The 22,716-nt window shown below is 62.3% G+C and carries 22 protein-coding genes and 4 pseudogenes; 10 read left to right on the top strand and 16 right to left on the bottom strand.

What is annotated here, in order from left to right; translation table 11 throughout:
- Positions 1-5: 5 nt before the first annotated feature.
- The 4 genes from SKC41_RS28240 to SKC41_RS28230 all read left to right on the top strand — a co-directional run bounded on the left by SKC41_RS28240 (position 6) and on the right by SKC41_RS28230 (position 2,027).
- The gene (locus SKC41_RS28240) at positions 6-221 is read left to right on the top strand and encodes a carboxymuconolactone decarboxylase family protein (protein ID WP_330980995.1); all 216 of its coding nucleotides are present in this window, start codon (positions 6-8) and stop codon (positions 219-221) included.
- A gap of 748 nt (positions 222-969) precedes the next feature.
- Entirely contained in the window at positions 970-1,173 is a 204-nt protein-coding gene (locus SKC41_RS28235) for a zinc transporter Slc39a7 (protein ID WP_330980994.1), read from the top strand.
- 301 nt (positions 1,174-1,474) lie between these two features.
- Positions 1,475-1,870, top strand: a complete 396-nt coding sequence (locus tag SKC41_RS31940; RefSeq protein WP_442931843.1) for a DUF4440 domain-containing protein — start codon at positions 1,475-1,477, stop codon at positions 1,868-1,870.
- Positions 1,779-2,027: a hypothetical protein gene (locus tag SKC41_RS28230; RefSeq protein ID WP_330980993.1), complete on the top strand. Its 249-nt coding sequence runs from the start codon at positions 1,779-1,781 to the stop codon at positions 2,025-2,027. The genes SKC41_RS31940 and SKC41_RS28230 overlap by 92 nt, the downstream gene beginning before the upstream one ends.
- A 48-nt stretch (positions 2,028-2,075) precedes the next feature.
- Here the strand turns inward: SKC41_RS28230 and SKC41_RS28225 are convergent.
- Positions 2,076-3,634, bottom strand: a pseudogene (locus SKC41_RS28225) (FAD-dependent monooxygenase).
- 519 nt (positions 3,635-4,153) lie between these two features.
- Here SKC41_RS28225 and SKC41_RS28220 point away from each other — a divergent pair.
- Positions 4,154-4,657, top strand: a complete 504-nt coding sequence (locus SKC41_RS28220; protein ID WP_330980992.1) for a hypothetical protein — start codon at positions 4,154-4,156, stop codon at positions 4,655-4,657.
- A 106-nt stretch (positions 4,658-4,763) separates the two neighbouring features.
- On the opposite strand, the gene SKC41_RS28215 is transcribed toward SKC41_RS28220, so the two are convergent.
- Together SKC41_RS28215 and SKC41_RS28210 are read right to left on the bottom strand one after the other, a co-directional pair.
- Positions 4,764-5,042 (bottom strand): DUF732 domain-containing protein, encoded by a 279-nt coding sequence (locus SKC41_RS28215; RefSeq protein WP_330980991.1) that lies wholly within the window; start codon positions 5,040-5,042, stop codon positions 4,764-4,766.
- 482 nt (positions 5,043-5,524) lie between these two features.
- Positions 5,525-6,142, bottom strand: a pseudogene (locus SKC41_RS28210) (aldehyde dehydrogenase family protein); the annotation flags it as partial.
- On the opposite strand from SKC41_RS28210, the pseudogene SKC41_RS28205 reads away from it, so the two are divergent.
- Together SKC41_RS28205 and SKC41_RS31935 are read left to right on the top strand one after the other, a co-directional pair.
- Positions 6,142-7,095, top strand: a pseudogene (locus tag SKC41_RS28205) (hypothetical protein); the annotation flags it as partial. The pseudogenes SKC41_RS28210 and SKC41_RS28205 overlap by 1 nt on opposite strands.
- A gap of 23 nt (positions 7,096-7,118) precedes the next feature.
- Positions 7,119-7,313: a DMT family transporter gene (locus SKC41_RS31935; RefSeq protein WP_442931850.1), complete on the top strand. Its 195-nt coding sequence runs from the start codon at positions 7,119-7,121 to the stop codon at positions 7,311-7,313.
- Between the two features lie 189 nt (positions 7,314-7,502).
- Here SKC41_RS31935 and SKC41_RS28200 read toward each other — a convergent pair whose 3' ends face one another.
- Positions 7,503-8,102: a helix-turn-helix domain-containing protein gene (locus tag SKC41_RS28200; RefSeq protein ID WP_330980990.1), complete on the bottom strand. Its 600-nt coding sequence runs from the start codon at positions 8,100-8,102 to the stop codon at positions 7,503-7,505.
- Between the two features lie 134 nt (positions 8,103-8,236).
- The gene (locus SKC41_RS28195; protein WP_330980989.1) at positions 8,237-9,448 is read right to left on the bottom strand and encodes a trans-sulfuration enzyme family protein; all 1,212 of its coding nucleotides are present in this window, start codon (positions 9,446-9,448) and stop codon (positions 8,237-8,239) included.
- A gap of 181 nt (positions 9,449-9,629) precedes the next feature.
- Here SKC41_RS28195 and SKC41_RS31930 point away from each other — a divergent pair.
- Together SKC41_RS31930 and SKC41_RS28185 are read left to right on the top strand one after the other, a co-directional pair.
- A pseudogene (locus SKC41_RS31930) lies at positions 9,630-10,312 on the top strand (ATP-binding protein).
- Between the two features lie 10 nt (positions 10,313-10,322).
- Positions 10,323-11,111 (top strand): sulfite exporter TauE/SafE family protein, encoded by a 789-nt coding sequence (locus tag SKC41_RS28185; protein WP_442931842.1) that lies wholly within the window; start codon positions 10,323-10,325, stop codon positions 11,109-11,111.
- Positions 11,112-11,302: 191 nt separating this feature from the next.
- On the opposite strand, the gene SKC41_RS28180 is transcribed toward SKC41_RS28185, so the two are convergent.
- The 3 genes from SKC41_RS28180 to SKC41_RS28170 all read right to left on the bottom strand — a co-directional run bounded on the left by SKC41_RS28180 (position 11,303) and on the right by SKC41_RS28170 (position 13,928).
- On the bottom strand, positions 11,303-12,352 hold the full coding sequence (locus SKC41_RS28180) for an NAD(P)H-dependent amine dehydrogenase family protein (protein WP_330980987.1): 1,050 nt from the start codon (positions 12,350-12,352) through the stop codon (positions 11,303-11,305).
- 631 nt (positions 12,353-12,983) lie between these two features.
- Entirely contained in the window at positions 12,984-13,334 is a 351-nt protein-coding gene (locus SKC41_RS28175; RefSeq protein WP_330980986.1) for a hypothetical protein, read from the bottom strand.
- A 30-nt stretch (positions 13,335-13,364) separates the two neighbouring features.
- The gene (locus SKC41_RS28170) at positions 13,365-13,928 is read right to left on the bottom strand and encodes a nuclear transport factor 2 family protein (protein WP_330980985.1); all 564 of its coding nucleotides are present in this window, start codon (positions 13,926-13,928) and stop codon (positions 13,365-13,367) included.
- 142 nt (positions 13,929-14,070) lie between these two features.
- Here SKC41_RS28170 and SKC41_RS28165 point away from each other — a divergent pair, with 142 nt between their 5' ends.
- Positions 14,071-14,718: a TetR/AcrR family transcriptional regulator gene (locus tag SKC41_RS28165; protein WP_330980984.1), complete on the top strand. Its 648-nt coding sequence runs from the start codon at positions 14,071-14,073 to the stop codon at positions 14,716-14,718.
- 137 nt (positions 14,719-14,855) lie between these two features.
- Here SKC41_RS28165 and SKC41_RS28160 read toward each other — a convergent pair whose 3' ends face one another.
- From SKC41_RS28160 to SKC41_RS28125, 8 genes are all read right to left on the bottom strand, one after another.
- Entirely contained in the window at positions 14,856-16,232 is a 1,377-nt protein-coding gene (locus SKC41_RS28160; protein WP_330980983.1) for an LLM class flavin-dependent oxidoreductase, read from the bottom strand.
- A gap of 69 nt (positions 16,233-16,301) precedes the next feature.
- Entirely contained in the window at positions 16,302-17,348 is a 1,047-nt protein-coding gene (locus SKC41_RS28155; RefSeq protein WP_330980982.1) for a hypothetical protein, read from the bottom strand.
- Positions 17,345-18,112 carry an SDR family NAD(P)-dependent oxidoreductase gene (locus SKC41_RS28150; RefSeq protein ID WP_330980981.1) on the bottom strand — a complete coding sequence of 256 codons (768 nt, stop codon included), beginning with the start codon at positions 18,110-18,112 and terminating at the stop codon, positions 17,345-17,347. The genes SKC41_RS28155 and SKC41_RS28150 overlap by 4 nt, the downstream gene beginning before the upstream one ends.
- A 2-nt stretch (positions 18,113-18,114) precedes the next feature.
- Positions 18,115-19,170 (bottom strand): sulfotransferase family protein, encoded by a 1,056-nt coding sequence (locus SKC41_RS28145; RefSeq protein WP_330980980.1) that lies wholly within the window; start codon positions 19,168-19,170, stop codon positions 18,115-18,117.
- 152 nt (positions 19,171-19,322) lie between these two features.
- Entirely contained in the window at positions 19,323-20,186 is an 864-nt protein-coding gene (locus SKC41_RS28140) for an SDR family NAD(P)-dependent oxidoreductase (protein WP_330980979.1), read from the bottom strand.
- Positions 20,187-20,227: 41 nt separating this feature from the next.
- Positions 20,228-21,595 (bottom strand): cytochrome P450, encoded by a 1,368-nt coding sequence (locus tag SKC41_RS28135; RefSeq protein WP_330980978.1) that lies wholly within the window; start codon positions 21,593-21,595, stop codon positions 20,228-20,230.
- Complete coding sequence (locus SKC41_RS28130; protein ID WP_330980977.1) at positions 21,592-21,831, bottom strand: ferredoxin; 240 nt, start codon at positions 21,829-21,831, stop codon at positions 21,592-21,594. Before SKC41_RS28130 ends, SKC41_RS28135 begins: the two co-directional genes overlap by 4 nt.
- Before the next feature lie 54 nt (positions 21,832-21,885).
- Positions 21,886-22,629 carry an SDR family NAD(P)-dependent oxidoreductase gene (locus SKC41_RS28125; RefSeq protein ID WP_330980976.1) on the bottom strand — a complete coding sequence of 248 codons (744 nt, stop codon included), beginning with the start codon at positions 22,627-22,629 and terminating at the stop codon, positions 21,886-21,888.
- Positions 22,630-22,716 lie beyond the last annotated feature (87 nt).

The raw sequence follows: 22,716 nt of genomic DNA, 5'->3' as shown, positions 1-22,716 counted from the left end.
GCGCCTTGTCCGCGAAAGATCTCAGCATGCTGAACATCGCCGGCGCTGCGGCTCTCCGGCGAACCGACGACCTGCGTGTCGAGATCAGAAAAGCTCTAGCCAATGGCGTCACCGCGGGCGAGGTCCGCGGCATCCTCGGTCAAGTAGCACTACACGCTGACTCGAGCCTCGCCGATTGCGTCCGCGCCGCCAAGCAAGTTCTGGCCGATCTGGGCAACTAGCCGCCCTCGCCGGGCGGACGTCCACGTGTGCAACGTCAAATCATGAGCCCTTTGCAGGCCACGACTACACCGTGTCCATGATCGTCGCCCCCACCACCCAGGGAAACGAGACATCGCACACGGGCTCACACTGCAACGTCTCGAAATAGCGATCCACCACTACTCTGGTCGAGCCTTTCAAACGAGTGGATGGTGGCTGACCGATCGCCGGGTTCGCATCGTAATCGGAAGTTGGAGAGCGACTTTCGCAGGGAAGACCCCTGGGCCACGCTCATGGCGGGCCACCGCAAGACGCCGATCGGCCGCCTCATCAGCGGTTCAGCAGATCACTAATTGCCCACTGTGCTAGTATCTGCGTATAAATGCAGATAGTCTTGGACGGCTGGGCTGGCAGCCGGAGGCCATCTGATGGTGACGTTTTAGTGGATGCTGGCAGGTGCGACACTGCGGCAAGTGTTGGGGTCGCTGATCACGGTGTCCCTAGTCGGCGCTGGCCGCGAGGGACGAGATCTCTCACGACCTGGCCGCGAAGCGTCTCCGCCAACTGGTGGATGCCTGTCCAACGCCGAGCGTGGCTGCCGCGGGGTACAAGGACATCAGTGTGACGACGCAGCGTTGCGTGCGTTGTTGGAGTCGGAGCTGGCGACGCGCCGAGGGCAGCACAGACCGGCCACAGGCGGGTCAGCGGCGGTACAGAAACTGTTAGTGGCCGAACTTGGTACGGCTTCCAGTGAAGGAGAAGATAATAATGACCAAGCAGCACTCCCATGATGACCCGCACGCGCGCGAGCACAATCACGGTTCGGTGACACACTCACACGCCCACACTGCCCACGACCACGGGCACATCGAGCACGAACATCCGCACAGCCATGACGGTGGGACTGAGCATACGCATTCGCATGTGCATCAGTCCGATCTCGAAGAATCGCACACTCACTCCCATGGGTGAGGCTCTCCATGTCCGGTAGCTGTCCCTGATCGCTGGCGAGTGCCAGCATGGCCGGAAGCTAGACAAGTTGGTTACATCGGCACTCTGGGCACGTCCCGTTTAACGTCGGGCCCACGTAGTGGGAGAGGATGAACCGACGGCGCTAGCCAAGACGGGGTTACGCCACGCGACCGCCTGCGCATCGTTTCACGGCAACCGGTGGTGGAGCGGCATGTGGCTAGGCAGCGGCAGTGTAATTGCCGTCGAGATGGCCAGGTCTGCGCGACGGTAACCTACACGGCGACCGTTCAGAGGCGGTGAGATGGTGGACGAGGACATCGACCGCGTGCTCGAACTCGAACATGAACTGCAACTAAAGGCTTTACGCGCCGACCCTGACCGGTTGCGGACCTTGCTGGCACCAGAATTCAGGGAGATTGATGCGTCGGGGCGCGTGAGGGATCGCGAAGCGACGATCGACCATCTTCAAACCGAGGAACCTGATGTCCTGGAAATCGGTGTGGGGAAGCCTAGCGTCAGACGAGTCAGCGGCGACCTGATTCTTGTCACCTGGGTATCAGAAAGATGGTCGCCGGGCCTGGCGCACGATGCTGGACGGAGAGTACATGAGAAGACAAACGCTCGATTTAACGATGCTCAGCCTTGCTGCTGCTTCGCGAGTGATCACGCCCCTGCTGGTCTTGGGAGCCGAGTGTGACGGCTGTTTCAGCCAAGACGAAATGCGCAAGACGGCACGCGCAAACGGGACGGAAGCTGAGTTCTTCCCTGGTATGGGTCACATCATGATGCTTGAGCCGGGCTGGCAGGCGGTCGCCGAACGAATCGATCACTGGCTGACCGGACAGGATCTGTGAGAACAATTCCCTGATGCAACCTCCGACCACAGCGACACCGCCGGTCAACTACAGGCAAATGAGGGTTGAAAGTACTTGGCGCAGTTCGGTGTCCGGGTCCGCGGGAAGTTCGTCGGCGCGCCACGCTATGAAGCCGTCTGGGCGGACCAACAGCGCCCCGTCGGGCTTGAGCCCGGTGACAGCCTCCCAGGAGCCGTCGGGATCGACGGTGTCGTCGATGCAATGGACGGTGATCGGCACACCCAACGCCTCCGACGTCGACGTCGCAGCGGCGGTCCACCGACTCCCGTCCGCCCCGGTGAGCAAGGTGAACCCCGCACCGAGCAGGTCGAGGGTCGAGATGCGCTGCCCGTCGCGACGTACCCAGACGTGCGGGATGCGGGTGCCGGGTTGTCCGTGCAAGTCCTCGACGGGGGACACCGCGTCGGGATCCGCCGCAGCGGCGTCGCCGTTCACGATCGCGGCCGACCTGTACTGGTAGCCGATCGCGACGGCGAAGTTCGACGCCTTTTCCTCCGGCGGCAACGTCACGCTGTCGTCTTCGAACCGCAGGGCTTCAAGCTGTGGTCCGGTGCATGACTGGCGGGCGGAGAAACGCCCGATGGGGTGCCGCTCGGTGTGGTAGGTGCTCAGCAGCTCCCGTCCGGCCATGCCGTTCACGACGGCGGCGAGCTTCCAGGCCAGGTTGTCTGCGCTCTGGATGGCGATGTTGGCTCCCCCGGCCCGAAACGGCGGTATGGTGTGCGCCGAGTCGCCGAGGAGAAAGATACGCCCACACTGGAATTGGTCGGTGACCCGTTCAGCTGGTTGCCAGCGCATGATGTCGATGTTTTCCACAGGAATCTGTTCACCGATGGCCTTGAGGAGCAGCTCGTGGCAATGGTCCGGGGTGAATTGCTCGGCGGTTTCCCCGCGATCAGGGAGATAGGTGATGATGAACACCCCAAGGTTACCTTCAACCGGGAGGAACATCCCATCCACCTCGGAATTCTTGACTTGCAGAACATCCCCATCGCCCAGGTGAGGGACGAATTTGCGCCACGGCGCCCGGAAGTAAATGAGGATGGAGTACAGCGGCCACCAACTCGACCCCGACGTGCCGATGCCCAGTGTGTCTCGGACCGGGCTATGGACACCGTCGGCGGCGACCAGGTAGTCGGCGCGCACCGTTTCGGACTTTCCCGAACCCGGTCGCGTAGCACCGCGGTGACACCGTTGTCGCCCTGTTCGAAGGACGACAACGGTGTCCCGTAGCGCACCTGGCTACCGAGCCGGCGGGCTTCTGCGAGCAGGATCGGCTCGGACTTGCTCTGCGGGCAGAACTGCACGGAAGGCTCCGGGCTCAGCCCCCCAAACTCGGAAACCAATTCGGAGACAAGGGCGTTCATAGCGACGGCCGGTTCTTCTACTGGGCTGTTCACGGTCGCCTTGACCACCGTGTCCGACGTGCGCTCGGCGACGGCGTGGATCGGATCCCCCACGCCGAGACGGCGAAGGATCTCCAAGGTGCGGAAGCCGATGTTGCGGGCTTTCGGGTAGACAAAGACCTCGGGCCGCCGTTCGACCAGCAGGGAATTAACTCTGTTCTTGGCCAGCAACGCCGACATGGCGAGCCCGCCGACGCCAGCATGATCGCGTGCACATCACCGCGGCAGGGTAAACCATTCGTTCCCTGAGCCTAGCCCTCGTCGCATCCACCGAGTGGGTCTCACACTCTGCTTCGGCTGTCCTTCTTATCGCCTATGGCGTTCTAGGGGCGTTCGGTTTCGCACTCGTGTCCGGATCACTCAGCGGCATCCTGCAGGCTCTCGTCCCGCCATCGCAACGGATGCGATTCGCTGTTCGGCTATCGCTTTTCAATCAGCTCGGTATCGCCATTGGGACAGGTACGGCCGGACTCGCCATCGACAGGCTCGGCGGGCGCGCATCAGCACTCGTATTTGCCTTGGCCGGGTTAGCAAGTCTTGCTGTGGTGCCGATGATTACTCCACAGGTGCGCGACGTCCCGTCCCCTGCTCAACGTCTTAACCTGCTGGCCGCCTCGCGAGAGGCACTCACATACCTAACTGCCGGCCGTCAAGCCCTCTCAGCGGCAGTGACTGTCGGCTTGGCTTTCGGCGATTCAGGTGACCAACCTGTTGCTCCCAGGATTTGTGACCCGATCACTTGGTGGTGACAGCGGGCTGTTCGGCGGGCTGGAAATGACGGCCGCAATTTGTGGCATGGTGGCATCGGCGATCGTCGGCATTTCGTCCGTCGCTCACCGCCTGCAAGAACTCACCCCCGCGGTCCTGATCGGTGCGGGCGGAGGACTTATCGTGTTCGCTCAGGCCAGGACGACGATCATCGCCGTGGTTCTCTACGCTGTATCTGGCATGTTGTGGAACGTGTCGCGGGCAGCGGCCAACGGCCATCTCTTGACCATCGTCGACACCGGAATGATTGGTCGAGTGCAAGCGTTCACAATCTTGCTGACCGGCGGATTCGGGCTTGCGATATACCTCGTGCCGACTATCACGCCAGGAGTGTCGGAGGCAACGCTCTATACAGCTTGCGGCGTCGTGATCGTGGTCTGCACCGTAGGGATGACCATATGGGCAAAAAGCAGTACTGGGACGAATGGAGCCTGAGCGTGCTACCTCGTTGTCCAAGTTGCTTTCTCAGCGTGCGCGCGACCTCTCGTCTTGACGGTCTGAGTGCGCTTTCGGGTGCAGGGGTATCAACACCTGTGCGTGGTCATGCTGGTGGTCGGTAGCCCTGAGCTGAGTTCCTCAGCTGCCAGATCTGGGCAGGGCACAGTAGGTTGACCGCATACGAGACAAGGTAATTCGCCGCAAACTCGTCGTTGGGGAGCACGTCACTTTTCACGTGGCCCATGATTTGGGCGTAGGGCTCACCATGGGTGATCTTGTCACAGATTCGGTAGCCATACTCGATGGCTTCGTCGGGGGTGGAGAAGCTGTAGTGCCTTCTGACCATTACGTCATTCCCGTACTCCACCTCCGGCGACGACATGGCGCGCGCACGTGGAGCGAACGCCTCCGTACCTCCGCCGACCGCACCAGCGGCGACGAGTACAGCGGCGAGCCACCCGCCACGCTGCGCAGCTGACGGATTGATGGGGTGAACCCTATTCAGCTACCTAGCCGGGACAGAAAAGTGCCCCCCGAACATGATGTCTGAGAAGGTCTTCGGGAACCCGGCCTTTGCGAGAGCATCGTTCTGTTGAACCAAGATCTGCGCGGTCGTGGAGACGTTGGTATATCGCACCCGTTGACCGACTGGTCGTCGCGCGATGTCGTTCTCTTGACTCATAAGTGTGGAAATCGCAGGTTTGCGATGGTTATTTGCAAGACTAGCTCTTGAGACACCCCGACCAACTCACCCAAGAGCCGTCTGTCAGATTGGGTCGTCGTGGCCGACACCGTCTAATACGGGCACATCAGAGTCTCCGGGCATGGGGCGGTTCGCCTGATTCTCAGACCGCTGCTATCGGATCACAGCTGGGCCCACACAGCCTTCGTTTGCAGGTACGCCTCGATCCCTTCTCTGCCGAACTCGTAGCCCCAACCGGACTGTTTGTAACCACCAAACGGCATCGAGTGGTCAAAGACCAACTGACAGTTGATGCTAATGGTTCCTGCTTGCATTCGGCGCGCGAGGCGATGGGCACGGCTCAGATCACGAGTCCACACAGTCGCGGCAAGTCCGTAGACGCTGTCATTCGCCAGCGCGACCACCTCATCGTCTTCATCGAACGGCATGATCGGGACCACGGGTCCGAATATCTCTTCCTGGTAGAGCCGCATACCTGGGTCGACACCGGTCAGCACAGTCGGATACACGAAGTATCCGGGTCGGTCAAGCCGGTGCCCTCCGGTGACTACTTCTGCGCCGTCACGTTTGCCTTCGTCGATGTAGCCTATGACGCGGGTGAGCTGCTTGGCACTGATGAGTGGGCCAATGTGTGAGTCCACGTCCTGCGGGCCGCCAAGGCGCACCGAGTTCCGTGACCCGCAGACGCATCCCTAACCGGAATGCACGAATATGCCCATCGCCGCCATCGTGATCGCCGCCGTGAGATCAGCATCGTCGTAGATCACGACCGGCGACTGAGAAGGCGGGTATCGACGCGGGCAGGCTCTGCGGCCGTTCCGAGACCGGAGTGCTGGCCACAACGGACATCGACGCCTTGATCGGGCTCGGTGCCGACACTGTTATATATACGCCGTTTATGGCCGACGTTGACCACGCCGTGCGCTTGCTTGAGAGCGGGCTCGACGTGATCAGCACCAACTTGTTCCTCAACGTCGGCGGCATCCAGGGCGAGACCAACGAGAGGCTCACGGCGGCGTGCGAGCGCGGTGAGAGCTCGCTCTATATCACGGGCGTCAACCCGGGCTGGATCAACACGATGGTCACGGCGATGACGGCCGTCTGCCGCGACGTCCAGCAGGTGTCGATCTTCGAGTCGGCCGACGTCTCGGTGTACGAATCGGCCGAGACGTGGCAGGCGCTGGGCTTCTCACTGCCCGAGGACCCACCCGCAGTCATCGAGATGGCCAAGATGTGGCTGAGCACCTTCTACGACTCGGTCCAGCGCATGGGGGCCGCACTGGGCTACGAGCTCGACGACATGGAGTTCTTCATCGAGCACGCGACGGCGTCGGAGAAGGTCGATCTCGGGTGGCTGTGCCTCGAGAACGACACCATCGCCGCCATCCGCGCCGGCTGGAACGGCAAGGTGAAGGGCAAGACGGTGCTCCAGTCGGACGTCGCCTGGTATCTCACCAAGAAGCTCAACGAAGACTGGAAATTCGACGACGACCACTACCACGTCGTCATCAAGGGCGAGCCCGACGTCGACGCCCGCATCCGTTTCATTCCGCCCGAGACCTGGGGCAACCACGAGTGGGACACCATGACCGCGATGCCCGCAGTCAGCGCCGCGTTTGACGTTGCCGCCGCCCCGGCAGGCATTCTCACCCTTAAGGACGTCGGATTGCCGCTCGCACCTGCAGGAATCTGGCTTCATGAACGGAGCGAGGCTCCGGCGGGTGGGTGTTAGTCACCAGTGCGGTGCTCGAGGTGATGTGGGCCAACGCCCTTGGCCAAACAGGCGGGTTTAATCACCTTGCGCCGAAGGCCATGCTTGTCGTTACCTTCGCCGCAAGCGTGTACGGACTAGCGGTCACCTTGCGCCAGAATCCCCTCAGTACCGGCTACGCCATATGGACTGTGCCCGGCCGGCATTCACGGTTGGTTACGTCACCGTGTTCGGGGTGAGGAGCTCTCGGTGTTGAAGGGTATGTTCCTCAGCGGCGTTGTCGTGGCAGTGGCGGGAAGCTAGCCACACCCGCCGCGTCGAGCGACTCATCAGAATATTGAAAGACCCCTTTCGACTAAAGACGCCTACAGATGCGGTCGACTGCGCGAGTCCAAATACGGTGCGAGATTCGTTAGCGCGCAGGACCTTTATGGTCTACGGCGGGCGTCGGGTTCGAGGTCGGGCTCGAACACACTCAGGATGAACCGCGCTGGAATGCGCGCACCAGCTGCGCATCCGTAGCTGTGCGCGACGTCGCCACGAAACGATATGGCGTCGCCCGCGCGCAATTCTGTGGTGGTATCCCCCACCCGCACATCGATCTTCCCCGAGATCACAACGAGCTCTTCGCGGGTGCCCACGGCGTGGGGTTCGCTGGCGTGGACATCGCCAGGTCCCAGCGACCAGTCCCACAGTTCAAGAACATCAGGGAGGCGGGTGCCGACAGTCAAGACGCCGGTGCCGCCTCCCTTCCCCTTCCATAGCTGCACCCCTTCGCCAGCGCGCACAACCTGCGATGGCGGCGCGGCGTCCGTCTCCACCAGCGCGGGAAGTCCGATTCCCAGCGCGTTGCTGATCCGCAGCAGCGTCGCGATACTGGGGTTCATCGCGCCTTGCTCGATGTTGATGATCATGCGCCGGCTCACACCCGAGCGGCTGGCGAGTTCGTCGAGCGTCCACCGACGAACATTGCGCGCATCGCGAACCCGCCGGCCGACCACCACAGCGATCGAGTCAACGTCAACCATGGCGATCCGCTCACTCAGCGTTCTCTGTGCAGGGGCACATTATTGCCTCACTTCGCTGCTGAACCAGCGCGGCGTCAGGGCCGATGTCACGCAGTCAAAGCAGGGCCGACAGAGCGGCATCGCCAGTACGGCCCTCATCGATCCGTCACTGCTAAGCGGATCGCGGTGCTGAGGTCGGCCCACAGGTCGTCGAGATGCTCACATCCCACGCTCAGGCGCACAAGCCCGGGCGGCACGTGTTCTTGACCAGGCAACTTCGCGCGACGCTCGATGGTGGATTCCACTGCGCCCAGGCTCGTTGCCGAAACGATCAATCGGACGTTGGCGCACACGGCATCTGCGGTATCAGCGTCGGCCAAGTCGAATGACAACACGGCCCCGAACCCACTCATCTGTTTGCACGCCCGGTCATGCCCGGGATCATTCGTGAGTCCGGGGTAGCGGACCCGCACCACCTGAGACAACGTCACAAGACCCTGCGCGATCTCGCCGGCGTTCTGTTCGGCACGCGCCAGTCGCATGTCCATCGTGCGTAGACCACGCAATGCCAAGAACACCTCCATCGCTCCGGGGGTCGCGCCGCCGACCTCGCGCCGACGGCGAAGCCGATCCCGCAGCTCAGGGTCCGCCGTGATCACCGCGCCCAGAAGCAAGTCCGAATGGCCACCGATGAACTTCGTCGCGCTGTGCACCACGATGTCGGCCCCCAATTCCAACGGCCTTTGCCGCAGAGCCGTGGCGAAGGTGTTGTCCACGGCGACCGTGACACCGCGCGCGCGGGCGGCATCGATCAGCACGGGTAGGTCGGCCACCTCCAGCATCGGATTGGTGGGTGTCTCAATCCAGAGCAGATCGGCATTGTCTAGCGCAGCGATGACTGATTCCGAATCGGCGATATCGACCAGGACGACATGCCAACGCCCTGCCGCCTGCCCGTCGGCAAGGGCCCCGAGTACGCCCGCATAGCAGTACTTGGGCGCCACGATCACCGCCCCGGCAGGCATCAGGTCGAGTACTGCAGTCGCTGCGGCCATGCCTGAGGAGAAGCTGACCCCGTGCCCCCCATCGAGCACACCCAGAGCGGTTTCCAACGCTTCCCATGCGTCGGTCGCATCATCGCGCGAGTACTCCCGCCCGGCACCCGAGGAAGCAGGGGCGGCACGAAAATTTGATGCCAGCACGATCGGAACGTTGAGCGGATCCCCCGGCCGACCCAACCCGCGCCCGGCACTGACAAGAATCGACTCCCGATGCAACGGACGAGCGCCCCAGGTCGCGTCGCCTTGTCCCGGTGCCTGCTGGGCATCCCCGATATCCATCAATACTCCGGTCTGAACGTCGAGCATCCACGAATGTAAAGTGCACGATACCATCATTTTAGTGCATGAAAATGCGCTATGGTTTGTCAGGTCCGTCGGTCACGGACTAATCGAGGGCCCTACCCGCAACACGGTGGTGGCGTGAACACGCGATAGCTCAACGGGTTTCGCTAACCACCAGCAACTACCACGCAGTCCCAAGACCTTGGTGTTGGACCGAGAAGCCGCTATCGGCGGCACCGGGCGGGTGAGCACACCGGCGAGGGCTTTCTCCGAAACGTTGGGCACCACGATCAAACTCGCCCCACCATCTTTACGGCGAGATGTGCTGGCCCACTGGGCAACCGGCACCTTGGTACCTAAAGCCGAGAACGTCACCCTCCTCGGGCTACCAGGTATCGGAAAATCACACTTGGTGATCGGTTTGGGCATCAAAGCCGCCCACGCCGGCTACTCGGTGCTCTTTGATACCGCCAGCAACTGGATCGCACGCCTTGGTAAGGCACATCACGCCAACCGGCTGGAAGCCGGACTGAAGAAGATCCGCAGATACAAGCTGATCGTCATCGACGAAGTCGGGTATATCTCGCTTGATCTAAATGCCGCGAACCTATTCTTCCAGCTCACCGGGTCGCGTTTCGAGATCGGCTCGGTTTGGTCACTTCGAATTTGCCGTTCGGGCGCTGGGAAGAGACCTTTTCCGACGACGTTGTCGCGGTGGCCATGATCCACCGGCTCGTTCACCATGCGAGGTTCTCACCCTCACCGGGGACTTCTACCACCGGCGCTCGCCGCGGACTGCTCGCCAAAGACCGCACGAACGGCGGAGGCAACTGCGGCTCCTTCGAGGCGGTTGATCGAAACCCTCGCCACTACAACACCGTGCCGTGATAGTGCAGGGGTGGATCTAGCCGAGGTTGTACTCCTGAGCTTCGTGGCAGGCTTGGGGGTGGCAGTCCTAACCGCTCCGGTGGGCGTATCTGGCGCGGTGTTCCTGCTGCCCGTCCAACTCACCGTTCTGCACGTTCCCAGCCCTGCGGTCACACCGACGAATCTGTTGTTCAACATCGTGGCGATCCCTGGTGCGCTCGCCCGCTATCACGCCCAGGCACCGTTAACCAGTCCACTAACCACGGTGCTGCTCATCGGCACGCTGCCCGGCGTCGTGATCGGTGCAGTCATCCGGGTACTCCTCATCCCCGGATCACAGGTCTTCCGTATCTTGGTGGCCGCATTCCTTCTGCCACTTGGGATCTGGCTTTGCCTCCCGAACAAGCAAAGGATCGCCCCGCCACCGACCACGCCACCACAGCGCTACTCCACGGCGGCGCTGGCAGCCGTCGTCGGCGTGATCAGCGGTATCTATGGCATCGGTGGCGGATCACTGGTCAGCCCCATCCTGGTAGGCCGCGGACTGCCGATCGCGACCGTGGCACCCGCCACCCTGGTCTCCACCTTCGTCACCTCGGTAGCCGGGGCGATCACCTACGTCATTCTGGCCCTCGCCACCGCAGGACAAGACATCACACCCAACTGGACTATCGGACTCGTCGCCGGCGCTGGCGGACTCATCGGCGGCTACCTCGGCGCACAGCTCCAGCCACGCCTACCTGAACGAACCCTCCAAGTCGGCCTAGGCCTATCAGCCATCGCTACCGCCACTCTTTACGCCATCCAAGCGCTCCACTAACCGGACGATGCGACAAAGGTGGGTCGATTTTGTGGCAACCCCACAGGGTCAAGTTTCGCCAACCGTCGATAGTCCAGGCTTGTTCACCACGCATCTTCTGATCTGCTCATCCAGGAGGGGCCACCACTCGCCCATGTTGACCACGAAAACTCACGCAAGTTTCAGCCCGCGCAGCTCCGTTCGACTCCTGATCAGCCCAACTCAGCTACCGGCGTCGGCAGCTTAGTGGTTGGCACGATCCCGGGCTGCGCGGCGACGACCGCAGGGATGACGTTTACGGGACGATGGGCGGTATACCTTCCCGAGGCGCGTACGTCTTGTTCGATCGGCATCGGTAAATCGATCAACATGTCCACCGGGGCGTCGCCCTCAACCCGAAGTCGCCAACCATCGGTACGCAGATCCCAGGCGGGTTCGACGTCCATCGTCACGAACCAGTTCGACCGAAAACGCATGAGGGGTTTGCCGTTCCGGTAGCCGTTGACCGCAACACGCTGGGCGCCGACCGAGCCAGCTGGAATGGTGCTCGAATGCAACTTGGTGTCGTGTAGACACGTGGCGAACTCCGTCGACGTCTCGAAGCGATCGATATCGAGCCCAAGCGCGGATGCGACCAGGCCGAGCGAATGCTCGAACACCTGGTCGCGATCCGCGACCTGACGCTGTGCGAACGCCTCCGGAAAATCACCGAACCCCATCAGCGCCGTGAGCATCTCTTCGGAACACCCTTCCAAGCAGTTTGCGTACTCCTCGATGCTCAGGAAGTCGAGCCGCCGAGACAACGAAGTGACGACGAGCGGAAGTGCCTCGGTGATGAAACCTGGGCTTGAACCCGTTGCATGGATTGACGAGTTGCCGCTTTGGCAGGCGGCCTCGACTCGCTCGCGCAATGCCGGCTTCATCATGTCGGGGTTGAAAAACTCCGCGCGAGTGGTGACGATGTTGATGCCGTTCTGCAGCAGGGCGCAGACGTCGTCGGGGTCGGTGCTCTGCGGCATGTAGATCACACAGTCTGGTTTCGCAGCCAGGATGGAGTCAAGGTCGCGTACCGCTTTAACACCGACCGCGGGCGCGCCACAGAGCTCACCCGCGTCTCGCCCCTCTTTGGCTGGTGAGTAGACCCGTACCGCGACCAGTTCCATCGAAGGGTGGTCGATGACTGCGCGCATAGCCAAGGCGCCAACGGTTCCAGTTGCCCACTGGGCGACTCGGATTCGAGTTTGAGCCTGATCATTGACCACCAAGTCTTCCTCCGCCGTTTAGTCGATCAATCGGTTAAATCCATATGCCCGCAGCGGGATGCGCTCGGCCCGCTCGTCCAAAGCCGCATTACTTCTGCCCACCGCGTCGCGTTCACGCGGAACGGTTCCGATGGACTCGATGCTTCGGCTGGCTCGCCGAGCGCCGCAAACGCACGAGACTTGAACGCGACCGCAGCAGCGCTGCATTCGTGGACTGCGGGAGCAATGCTTGAAAGGTGCGTCTGCAAATGATCCCCCCAGATCATCACGGATACATCACCTTGTGACACGAGATATTTCACCCAGTCTCGGGCTCGACGGTCCGATTCGTATAGGTGCCATGACATCGCCATTATGGACGGCTTGGGGCAATCTGGGCCCAGAGCCAAAGCACTCTCGAGGGCACCCGAACGGGCCCCGAGTACGCGTAGTGCGCGGTCCTCGACGATGCTGGCCTGATTCACAAAGACGGTGGTTTGCAAGCCGGCCCAGTTAGTGTCCAAGAGGAATCCAGCGATTGACTTGACGACGTCAGCGACGGTGATCGACGCCGCGTGAATTCGGTAACGCCGAAAGTCTGGAAGTCCATCAGCATAGTAGGTAGACGTTCCAAAGATCAGTTCGGCCTTCCTCATTCGGGCATGCCGATGGTCTTGGCCTCAAGGCATCCCCTGTATCCCTTTTCGCCGTCGCGGTACGCGAGTCTGCTCTGCTTAGTTCGCCCGCAGGTCCTGATAACGACGAAGTAGCCCTTGCCGTCCATCATGTCGTTGGCGGTGGGTGTGCGGGTGGCAGTGGCGCACGCGCAGTCGAGTCGCCGCCGGACGTCTCGGCGGATAGTCTGGTCGCTCGGCCAACGACCTGCTCGACGACGGGGTGGAACGTCGAATTTCGCAGCGGTGCCGGTGGTTTGCAACTCACCGTTGATCAACATCCGGTCACCACCGGCCGGCACACCAATATCGTCCTGCAGGCTCGTCATCGGTCGTCCTTAATCAGGTGGCGTTGTCTGCTACCACCGAGCCGGTGCGGGAGCGTCAATCGTCAATGGTCGTACGTAGGACAGGTCAGTGCGGTCTCGGGTCCCGACGAGGTATCCCTTCTCAGTGAAGAACGAAGACTGCAGGACTCTCGCGTCGGCGAGGAACATGCCCTCCACGGTCGATCGACGAACAGCTATGCGCCACTGGTTATCCCGTCGTTCGAGCCGGTCGATGTAACGTCCCGTGATGAACTGGGCACTCTTGCCGTCGAGGCCGATGAGCACGACGATGACGTAGCTTTCAGCGTGTGCGGTATCGCCGTCGAGCTCGCATGTATGGGTGGTGATGTTGTGGGTGTGCACGCGGGACGTCTCCGCGTGCGTGGCATTGGCCCACGCACCGTAGTCCGGTCCTGCGTTTGTGGCTGAGCCGTGCTCGTCGACACCATCATGGTGATAGGTCGCGGCAATCAGATCGACGTCATGACGGTCGCACCCGCGTGCATGGCGGGCGATGCAGTCGAGGATCTCCGTGCGATCCAGGAGGTAGCGCACGTCTTTGTGGAGCGCTTCCAAGCTCGTGTCGACGGTCATCGTGTTCCTGCCTCTCGTGCATGGACGCTGCCGGGCACTTCGGCGCCACGCTCGTTCCGCTCCATCGTGATAGCCGACACTATACGACTGTACAGCGTCGGGCCAGTGTCACAATACAAGAATCCGAATAAGTGAGGTGGCCATGGCAGCATCGTCGCGGCGTGTGGGCGCTGAAACGTCCAAGACGCGGGACGTCCTTCTCGACTGTGTCGAGACGTTGATGCTCGAAGAAGGGTATGCGAGCGTCACTTACCGTGTCCTGGCCACCAGGGCCGGCGTCACACCCAGCCTCGTGCAGTACTACTTTCCCAGTCTCGACGACATTTTCGTAGCCGCGATCCGACGCTACTCGGAACGCAATCTCGCCTTTCTCGCAGAAACCTTGGAGCGTCGCGCCGACGACCCTCTTCGGGCGGTGTGGGAGTACAGCTGGGACGAGGCAACGGGCGCACTAATGACGGAATTCATGGCGCTTGGCAACCACCGCAAGTCCATTCGAACCGAGATCGCCGCAGTCACCGAAAGCGTTCGTAAGGTGCAGTTGGACGCGCTCATTGCGAAGTTCGGCAATGATGCGCGGTTCCTTGGCGATCTATCCCTTCCAGCGTTGCAATTGTTGATGTCGGGCCTGCCGAAGTTCCTTAATCTCGAGGAGGGCATTGGCGTGAAGTCCGCTCACGCCGAGGTGACTGAGGCCTTCGAGCGCTACCTCGACACGTTGGGGCCAGCCCCTGCAATGAAGAAGCGCAAAACGTCGTCGACTAGACGACGCACACCAAGCAAGCGCTGATGGCAACGCGCCGTAATCCACGGCGGTGATGCGAGTCTGGCCGCTGATGCTAGTTCGGCGATGATGCGCCTATTGACCGAGGCCCGGCGCAGGGTTGCCGAGCAAAACCAGAACGGCTACTGGGTCAGGTGGCGAGGTCATCGGTCGCAGAACATCCCGCGGTACCCGTAGGCGGGATGGCGCTCGCTAATGTCGGCGCCCATCTTTCCAAACAACTTCTCACGCAAGGTGCCTGGTTGGTATTCCCGTTGCATCAGACCCTTGTCTTGAAGCACCGGGACGAGGTGTTCGAAGAAGTCTTCGTAGCTCTCCGGCAGCAGCGCATTCATCACCTGGACGCCATCGACGCCGGCGCCCTGATACTCGGTGAGCCGCTTCGCGATCGTCTCGGGGGACCCGACGACCATCTGTGGCAACGACAGTGAAGATAGGAAGTCCTTGACGGTCGGCTGCATACCTTCCGGCCAGGCGTTGATGATGGCGAGGAATGCCCCGCGAATGCCTGGGATCTCGTCGATGATGTCCTCCAGCGCCGTCGAGGGGTCGTAGCGGCCTAGGTCCATGCCGCTCAGGCTCGAGAAGTACGCCGTCTGGGCTTCCTGGCTGCGGAACTCCTCGAGCTCTCCCCACTTGCGGTAGGCCTCTTCGTCGGTCGACCCGATGATGAACATCATGCCCTGAAGGAAAAGAATGTCGCCGTCGCGGCGACCACGTTCACGGGCGAGGCCGCGGACGGTATTGATCTGCTGGGCAATGGTTTCCAGTGTCATCGCGGACAGGAACATGAGCTCGGCGTGGGCGCTAGCGAAATCTAAACCGGCTGGGGAGCCACCCGCCTGTGCCAACACGGGAGTGCGTTGCGGCGAGGGCTCCATGAGGTTGAATCCCTCGACGCTGTAACGCTTGCCCTCGTGGTTGATGTCGTGAATCTTCGTCGGGTCGGCGTACACGCCGGCGGCGGAATCGTTGACGACGGCGTCGAGGTCCCAGGATCCTTCCCACAGCTTGTAGGTAACATCGACGTACTCCTCGGCCCAGGCGTAGCGCTCCTCATGGGATGGGCTGGTGGGCAATCCGAGGTTGCGGAAGGCCTTCTCGTTGGCCGATGTGACGATGTTCCAGCCGATCCTTCCGTTGCTCAAATTGTCGAGCGTGGAGACAGCGCGCGCGAAGACGAATGGATGGTGCTGGATGACCGAACTGGTGTAGAGGAAGCCGAGATCGGTTGTCTGGTTTGCCATTGCGGGAATCACCATGGTGCAGTCCCCGATGGGTACGTTCATGGCCATCTGGAAGATCACGTCGCGCGAACCGTTGTATTCACCTTGTACACCGACAAGATCGGTGAAGAAGAAGGCGTCGACCTTGGCCTGTTCTGCCTTCTTGGCGAGGTCGACCCAGAGATCGAATCCTTTGAATTCGCGGTTGCGGGCGCGCGGGTGTCGCCAGATGCCGTGGAAGTTGTGACCGATCGAGTCCATCAAGAGCAGGGTGAAGATCAACCGCTTGGACATGGCGCCCCTTATCGATAATTCGGAGTTGCTGTACGATGGTATAGCACCTCTTGGATGCTCTGGTGCGAATCAGTGAGCGACTTCGGCTAGACCGGCGATTTCGCGTGGCGGGGTCGATCGTTCTAACGCCCCGGAGGCGGTTTCTCCGTCCCACCGATAGCGGACGCCCGCTTGGTGCAACGCGGCCAGGGCGTTGTCGGATCGCGGATCTCCGAGGTTGAACACCGACACGGTGGTGATTCCGTCCACTTCCATAGTGCCCAGGGCGGATTCGAGTACTAGTGAGACGTCGTCCCCAATGCGCGGCGGGGTCGATAACCATGGAGCGTGCGCCACCCGGGCCGGAACCAGCCCGCCGGCGCCAGTGAAGACGTATCCCTCGTTGTACGAACCGGTGCCATCGGGGCGTGGCCGGTAGGCGATGTAACCGAACCCTCGGCCGCTCGGGAATGTTGCCGATTGCTGGCAATGTCCCCAGAAGCCGGCCATGTCACGCGCTCCCTGACGGCGCACACGAGTACCGCTTCCGGCGAACCGGTGTTCCTCGTTTCCGACGCGCAGGGTGCCAACCGCGCGGAACAGTTGCTCGAAGCGAGCACCTCCCATGAACACGCCTTCGACGGACGAGTTCATGTGGTGCGCCGCCTCTTGCGACAGCGATCCGTTAACCCACGGGGGCGCGGCCATCGTCGCCTCGATGTGAAACTCGACGCTGGTGGGATCGCCCCCGCGTTCGCCGCGCAGCAGGGCGTCGGTTGTGGTCTGCAGGGCAACCCCGTCGAACGATGCCGTCGACAGCTCGAATGGTCGCACACAACGGAATTCGAGCGGCCCGGCACCGAGCACCGACGCGTTGCCTTCGAGCCCGATCGGCGAGTGCCGTGGACCGGTCTCCCGGATGCGCAATACCCGACCGTCGGCGAAGGCCACGTTCACTTGGTATTGAGGTTCGGTCCATTTCGAGCCGACCGCCTCAACACCGATGCGAGGAAAACCGATAATGCCCGCGTCGTCGTAGGCCCAGAAGCTTGCCGAGTCCCGCATCTCCGGATCCGGGGGATTGACCAGGAAGTACTCTCGGGCTGCATCAAGACCGCCGCTGAGGTCGGCTGTCATGCGCGTGGCTTGGATGCCGGCGTCGGCCAGGGGGCTCGGACGAAGAGACCGCCGTCGAGGTGGATCAGTTGACCAGTGATTGCGGCTGCACGGTCCGACAGGAGGAAGACCACGGCTTCACCGATTTCTTCGGCGGTCGGTGATCGGCCGATGCAGTTCAGTGACGCCGCAGCTGCACCGACAGCACCCTCGACGACGAACGGCAGCACGGCGTTGGCCCGAATGCCCTGCCTTCCATATTTTCCCGCAACAAATCGGGTGACGGCGTTCAAACCCGCCTTCGACACCTGGTAACCGAAACGTGTATCGCCGGCCACGACGGACGCCGCCGACGACGTGAACACGAAGGACCCGCCGCCGTGCTCGATCATCGCCGGCACCGTGCGCCGCGCGATCCGAACGGCCGCGTTCAGGTTGACGTCCATAGAGGTGTCCCATGCGTCATCGTCGATGTCGATGGATGCCTGTCGGTTGTCGTAGTACGCGGCATTGAAGAAGACTCGGTCGATGACGCCGAACTCGGACCTGGTGGCGTCGAGTGCGCTCTCCACGTCCTCGTCGGAGGTGACGTCGCATCGAACCGCGATGGCCTTGCCGTCGGCCGCCCTTACCGAATCTGCGATCTCCTCGGCAACCTCTAGGCGACGCGCGGCCAGCGCGACACACGCACCCTCCCGTGCCGCGATGTGGGCTGTCGCAGCACCAATCTGCGGTCCAGCCCCGGCGATGAAAAGGACACGGTTGCAGAGCGTCTCATTGGACATGATCAGTCCAGCCTCTCCGATGGCACGTCGAAGTATTCCTGGTATCGGCGGGCCCGTTCACGCCATTCCCCCGAATCCAGGCCTGTAGACGCGAACGTATAGCGGTGGCCGCCGTGCTTGTCCTGGCGATGATTGGTCAAGAAGTCGGCGACCCGCGCGCGAACGGCATCGGTGAACTCAAGTCCGAAGCGGTCGTAGACCTTCTCGACCGTTCCCACCTGATCATCCGCGAAATCTCGAAAGTTGACGTCAATCACGTTGGCGGAGCTCACAGTTCCGTTCGCACGGGCTGCCACCGACCGGTCGAGTCCGTCAAGGATGTACTCGCCCCATTCCGATGCGATCTGCTGGGGATTGACTACATCGCTGGTGACGCCACGCAACGTGGTGTACATCGACGTTACCGAAGCGATGATCCGCAGCGGGTCACGGTGCGTCTGCACGAGTAGAGCATCGGGGTAGGCGGCGGTCATTTCACCCAGTGTCCAAATGTGACCGGGCGACTTGAGAACCCACCGACCAGTGGGGTGGCGAGATTGCAAGTGCTGCAGGAATGTTCGGTGCCATCCGTAAACGGACTCGTGGTCGGCTTCATCGAAGAGCCATCGCGCGTAGGAGGGAATTCGGTATTCGGTGGCGAACAAGATGCTGCGGAAGTCGGATGCGGTGATGCACACACATTCCTGCCCTAACTGCGCACCCATCGGATGCATCCCGAAGAGGTCGGGCATTACGGTGCCCATCGCGGCGATCCGCCCGTCGACGGCCTCGATCCGCGGATCAGTCGTGTAACTGGCCGTCTCCGGCGGCGGGCACGGCCGCTCTACCTCCCAAGTGAGGGGTACGCGCGCGGCCGGGTCTTGGGCCAGCAGGTCGTGCAAGATGGTAGTGCCCGTCCGGGCTTGACCGATGATCACCACCGGCGGGACGACGTCGGCCGCCGCGATATTGGGATGAGCATTGCGGTACGCCACTACGCCTAGTCGGGCGATGAGCAGGTACTTCAGCTCCTTGCACGCCGCGGCCACACCGACGTCGTTGAGCGCCGCCTCCGTCACGAGGGCATCTACCAGCCGGTCGAGCCCTTCGCGCCAACCATCCTCCCCGAAGTTGTCCAAGCCGGTGGCATTTCTTGCCGCATCGATCAGGCGCTCACTCCTCAGCGTGTGTGCGCCTGATCGATGGGGTTGCACGGCAAGCCTTTCCGTGGTCATCGCATGATGTGCGGGAATTGCTGGCACGGGTGGACGTCGAACATGTCGCGATAGGACGGTGGCTGACGACCGCCCTCGTCTTGAATCCCGTACTTGACCGCCAGCTCTGCGCCGATCAGGGTCTGACCGCTTAGCGTCATCAACTCAGGGTCGTTGTACAGCGCCCAAATGACATGGCCGGTCAGTTCCGGTGTTTCGGCGGTGTCGAGGATGTGCCCGAACTTCTCTGGCTTGCTCGCGATGATTTTCCTGACTCGATCGGTCAGCAGCGAGCCCATCCAAATCGACACTGCGGCGATGCCGAACTCGCGGAAGTCGAAAGCCATGTCGGCGGCCATCTTGTCGGTGGCGGCCTTCGGCACGCCGTAGGCGGGTCCGAATGCGTAGTGGACCGAGCCCGACGACGAGGAGAAGGCGACGAGCCCTTTGCGTTGCGGAATCATCAGTGGCGCAGCGTAAACGGTGGCCACGTAGCTGCTGCGCACTCCGACGTCCAGGGTGTCTACGACGTTGAGTGGTTCCTCCCAGAATTTCGTTCGGCCCATCATCTCGTCGCGGATGATGGCGGCGTTATTCACCAGGATGTCCAGGCGGCCTTGCTCGTCGCGGATCCGGTCGAAGAGTTCCTTGACGTCGACGTCGTTGCCGTGGTCGACCCGTACGGCGACGCCTCGACCACCGGCCGCGGTCACCTGCGCGGCGGTCTCGTCGATGGTGCCATTCAGCGAGGATCCATCGCCGCTGCGGGTCCGGCCGGTGATGTACACCGTGCAGCCGTGGCTCCCCAGCGCCTTGGCGATGCCTGCGCCCGCTCCGCGGCTGGCTCCCGTCACCAAGGCCACGGTGCTGTGTTCGGACATCAATCTCTCCTTATGAGTGCGCGGTCGGCTTCGGGTTCGATTCACTCCGCGATCTTCGCGGACTCCTTGAGTTCGGTGATGGGACGGGCCAAACCCTGTTCGTCACAGGCACGTTGCAACCGCGGGATTGTCTCGGAAACCCCGGGGCCGCGGCGGCGGCCGGGGGTGAACGTGGCCGGAAGGTGCTTCATTCCTTGGATTACGCCGATGCTGTCGTAGTGCACGGTCCCCTCAGCCTCACACTGATAGTCCGGCAGCCGGTCGAGCACCGCGGTCAGCATCGACTTGAATACGGTCCGTGCGACGTTGGAACCTATGCATCGGTGCACGCCCAGGCCAAAGCTGAAGTGGCGGTTGCCCTTCCGATCAAGAATGACGGCATCGGGTTCGTTGAATAAGGCCGGGTCGCGGTTGGCCATCGCCCAGGACAGCCACAATCGGTCACCTTCCTTGAACGCGATGCCGCCGAGTTCGATGTCCTGGGCGACGGTGCGACCATCGCCCGGCGCGGGAGTGAAATAGCGCAGGAACTCCTCGGTGGCCGGGTTCAGCAGGGTTTCGCGGTCACGGCTGAGCCGTGCACGTTCGTCGGGATGCTGGGAAAGCCATTCCAACGCGTGTGCGGTCAGGGCGGTGGTGGTGTCGAATCCGCCACCGATCAATAGGTTCAACATCCCGATCAACTCGATGTCGGGCGGCGCCTGACCGTCGAGGCGCAACTTGGCCAACGCGTCAATGATCCCAGGGCGAGGCTGTTCCCGGATCTCCACCAGGTTGGCGAATAGGTCCATGCCCATCGCCGTGTATTGCTCGCGGACGCGCGCCGCATCGGGTGAATCGGGCGGCGTATAGATCGATGCGTGGGCCGGCTCGTTGTACATGGTCCACTTGTCGAGCGGCACCCCGAGCATGGCGAGCGTGAGCACCGCAGGAACGACGTTGGCAAGGTCGTCGACGAAATCGATGCTGCCCGAATCGATGTGGTCGTCGATGCAGGCGCGCACGATCTCGTCGACGAACGGTCCCCAGCGCTTGACCGCGGCCGGCGAGAGATAGGGGTTGAGCGCCGTACGGTAGTCGCGGTGTTCGGGATCGTCCATTTCGAGCATTCCGCCGCGGAAGTTTTCGGCCTCCACCATGAGCGGGATGGAGATACCCTTGTACCCGCGCCGCTCATGGTTGACGTCGTGGTCGTTGGACACATGCGGACAACGAGCGAGCTCGAAGACCTCGTCGCTGCCCGCCGCCACCCAGTGCCCGTCGTAGGTGTCCGTCCATGCGACCGGGCATCTGCGATGCATCTCATGGGTGATGTCGAGGAAGTTGATCCGGTAGTCAGGGGCATGCCGGTCGAAGTGATAGCGCGCGGCCGACGACGGGGTGCGGGAATCGTCGTGGTCGGGGGTCATTGCGCCGCGCCGTTTCTCACCGCACGGCTGCGATCCGACGCCTCCACGACGATTTCGATGGCCTGTTCGGGGCACGACTTCGCGGCCTCTGCGACCGCGTCGTGCTGCTCGCCGGCGACGACGTCGGTCGCGGCGTGGGCGTGCCCATCGACGTCATCAAGTTCGAAGGAGTCCGGGGCTATCATCGCGCACAGCGTGTGTCCTTGGCAGCGCGAGCCGTCTACTCGTACTCTCACGTCATTCCTCCACGTACTCCATTGTCGTGTGCGCGCATTCGGTCGCCGCGGCCCTCAGATGATGGCGCCGCCGTTGACACCGATGACCTGTCCGTTGACGTAACCCGCCGCCTCCGAACACAAGAACGAACACACGGCGGCAACGTCGTCACCAGACCCCAGCCGGCGTGCGGGAATCGCCTTGGCGAGATGCTCGGCCGGCGGTAACTTTCCTTCGCGCTGCTGTTCACGCAGCATCGGCGAATCGATCACAAACGGCGGGACCGTATTCGCCGTAATGCCCTTGGCCGCATAGTCCAGGGCGAGTGTCTTGGTCATTGCGATGACACCGCCCTTCGTGGCCGCGTAGTGGCCCTGTGCGGGGGCGCCTCTCTGACCGGCTGCTGACGAGATGGTGACGATGCGGCCCCACCCGGCGGCGACCATGTCCGACAACGCGGCTCTGACGCACAAGAAAGTGCCCGTGAGGTTGACCGCGAGGTACCGGTTCCATTCGGTGAGGGTGATCTTGTCGAAGCGTGTAAAGCCCGCGATCGCCGCACTCGTCACGAGGATCGCCACTGGGCCGAGGGAGCCTCGGACCGTACCGAAGGCCGAGTCCACGGCGGTTTCATCGGAGACGTCGACACCCACAGCTAGCGCGTTGCCGCCGGCTGCCCGTACCTCCGCGGCCACCTTGTCCGCCGCTTCGACATTGACGTCCATGACGGCCACCCGGTGACCATCTGCGGCGAGCTTGGTGCTGATCGCCTGCCCCAGGCCCGATCCGCCACCGGTCACCACCGCTACTCGGCTCACATCCACACCATCCCGTCGGTTTGTGGTCACCATCCCGGTGCATGCTGTACGTCTGTATAGCGTACGTGGTACCCAGCGCACAAGGCG

This window comes from Mycobacterium sp. 050128 (assembly GCF_036409155.1).
Classification (GTDB): Bacteria; Actinomycetota; Actinomycetes; order Mycobacteriales; family Mycobacteriaceae; genus Mycobacterium.
This window is presented reverse-complemented; position numbering and strand designations above follow the sequence as displayed.

What these genes read in the sequence shown, in the direction of transcription:
- SKC41_RS28175 (WP_330980986.1), bottom strand. Translation starts at nt 13,334, where the DNA reads ATGACGAGCCTGCAGGACGATATTGGTGTGCCGGCCGGTGGTGACCGG.
- SKC41_RS28195 (WP_330980989.1), bottom strand. Translation starts at nt 9,448, where the DNA reads ATGCTCGACGTTCAGACCGGAGTATTGATGGATATCGGGGATGCCCAG.
- SKC41_RS28160 (WP_330980983.1), bottom strand. Translation starts at nt 16,232, where the DNA reads ATGTCCAAGCGGTTGATCTTCACCCTGCTCTTGATGGACTCGATCGGT.
- SKC41_RS28165 (WP_330980984.1), top strand. Translation starts at nt 14,071, where the DNA reads ATGGCAGCATCGTCGCGGCGTGTGGGCGCTGAAACGTCCAAGACGCGG.
- SKC41_RS31935 (WP_442931850.1), top strand. Translation starts at nt 7,119, where the DNA reads ATGTGGGCCAACGCCCTTGGCCAAACAGGCGGGTTTAATCACCTTGCG.
- SKC41_RS28150 (WP_330980981.1), bottom strand. Translation starts at nt 18,112, where the DNA reads ATGTCCAATGAGACGCTCTGCAACCGTGTCCTTTTCATCGCCGGGGCT.
- SKC41_RS28200 (WP_330980990.1), bottom strand. Translation starts at nt 8,102, where the DNA reads ATGGTTGACGTTGACTCGATCGCTGTGGTGGTCGGCCGGCGGGTTCGC.
- SKC41_RS28170 (WP_330980985.1), bottom strand. Translation starts at nt 13,928, where the DNA reads ATGACCGTCGACACGAGCTTGGAAGCGCTCCACAAAGACGTGCGCTAC.
- SKC41_RS28135 (WP_330980978.1), bottom strand. Translation starts at nt 21,595, where the DNA reads ATGACCCCCGACCACGACGATTCCCGCACCCCGTCGTCGGCCGCGCGC.
- SKC41_RS28140 (WP_330980979.1), bottom strand. Translation starts at nt 20,186, where the DNA reads ATGTCCGAACACAGCACCGTGGCCTTGGTGACGGGAGCCAGCCGCGGA.
- SKC41_RS31940 (WP_442931843.1), top strand. Translation starts at nt 1,475, where the DNA reads ATGGTGGACGAGGACATCGACCGCGTGCTCGAACTCGAACATGAACTG.
- SKC41_RS28235 (WP_330980994.1), top strand. Translation starts at nt 970, where the DNA reads ATGACCAAGCAGCACTCCCATGATGACCCGCACGCGCGCGAGCACAAT.
- SKC41_RS28155 (WP_330980982.1), bottom strand. Translation starts at nt 17,348, where the DNA reads ATGACAGCCGACCTCAGCGGCGGTCTTGATGCAGCCCGAGAGTACTTC.
- SKC41_RS28215 (WP_330980991.1), bottom strand. Translation starts at nt 5,042, where the DNA reads ATGTCGTCGCCGGAGGTGGAGTACGGGAATGACGTAATGGTCAGAAGG.
- SKC41_RS28230 (WP_330980993.1), top strand. Translation starts at nt 1,779, where the DNA reads ATGAGAAGACAAACGCTCGATTTAACGATGCTCAGCCTTGCTGCTGCT.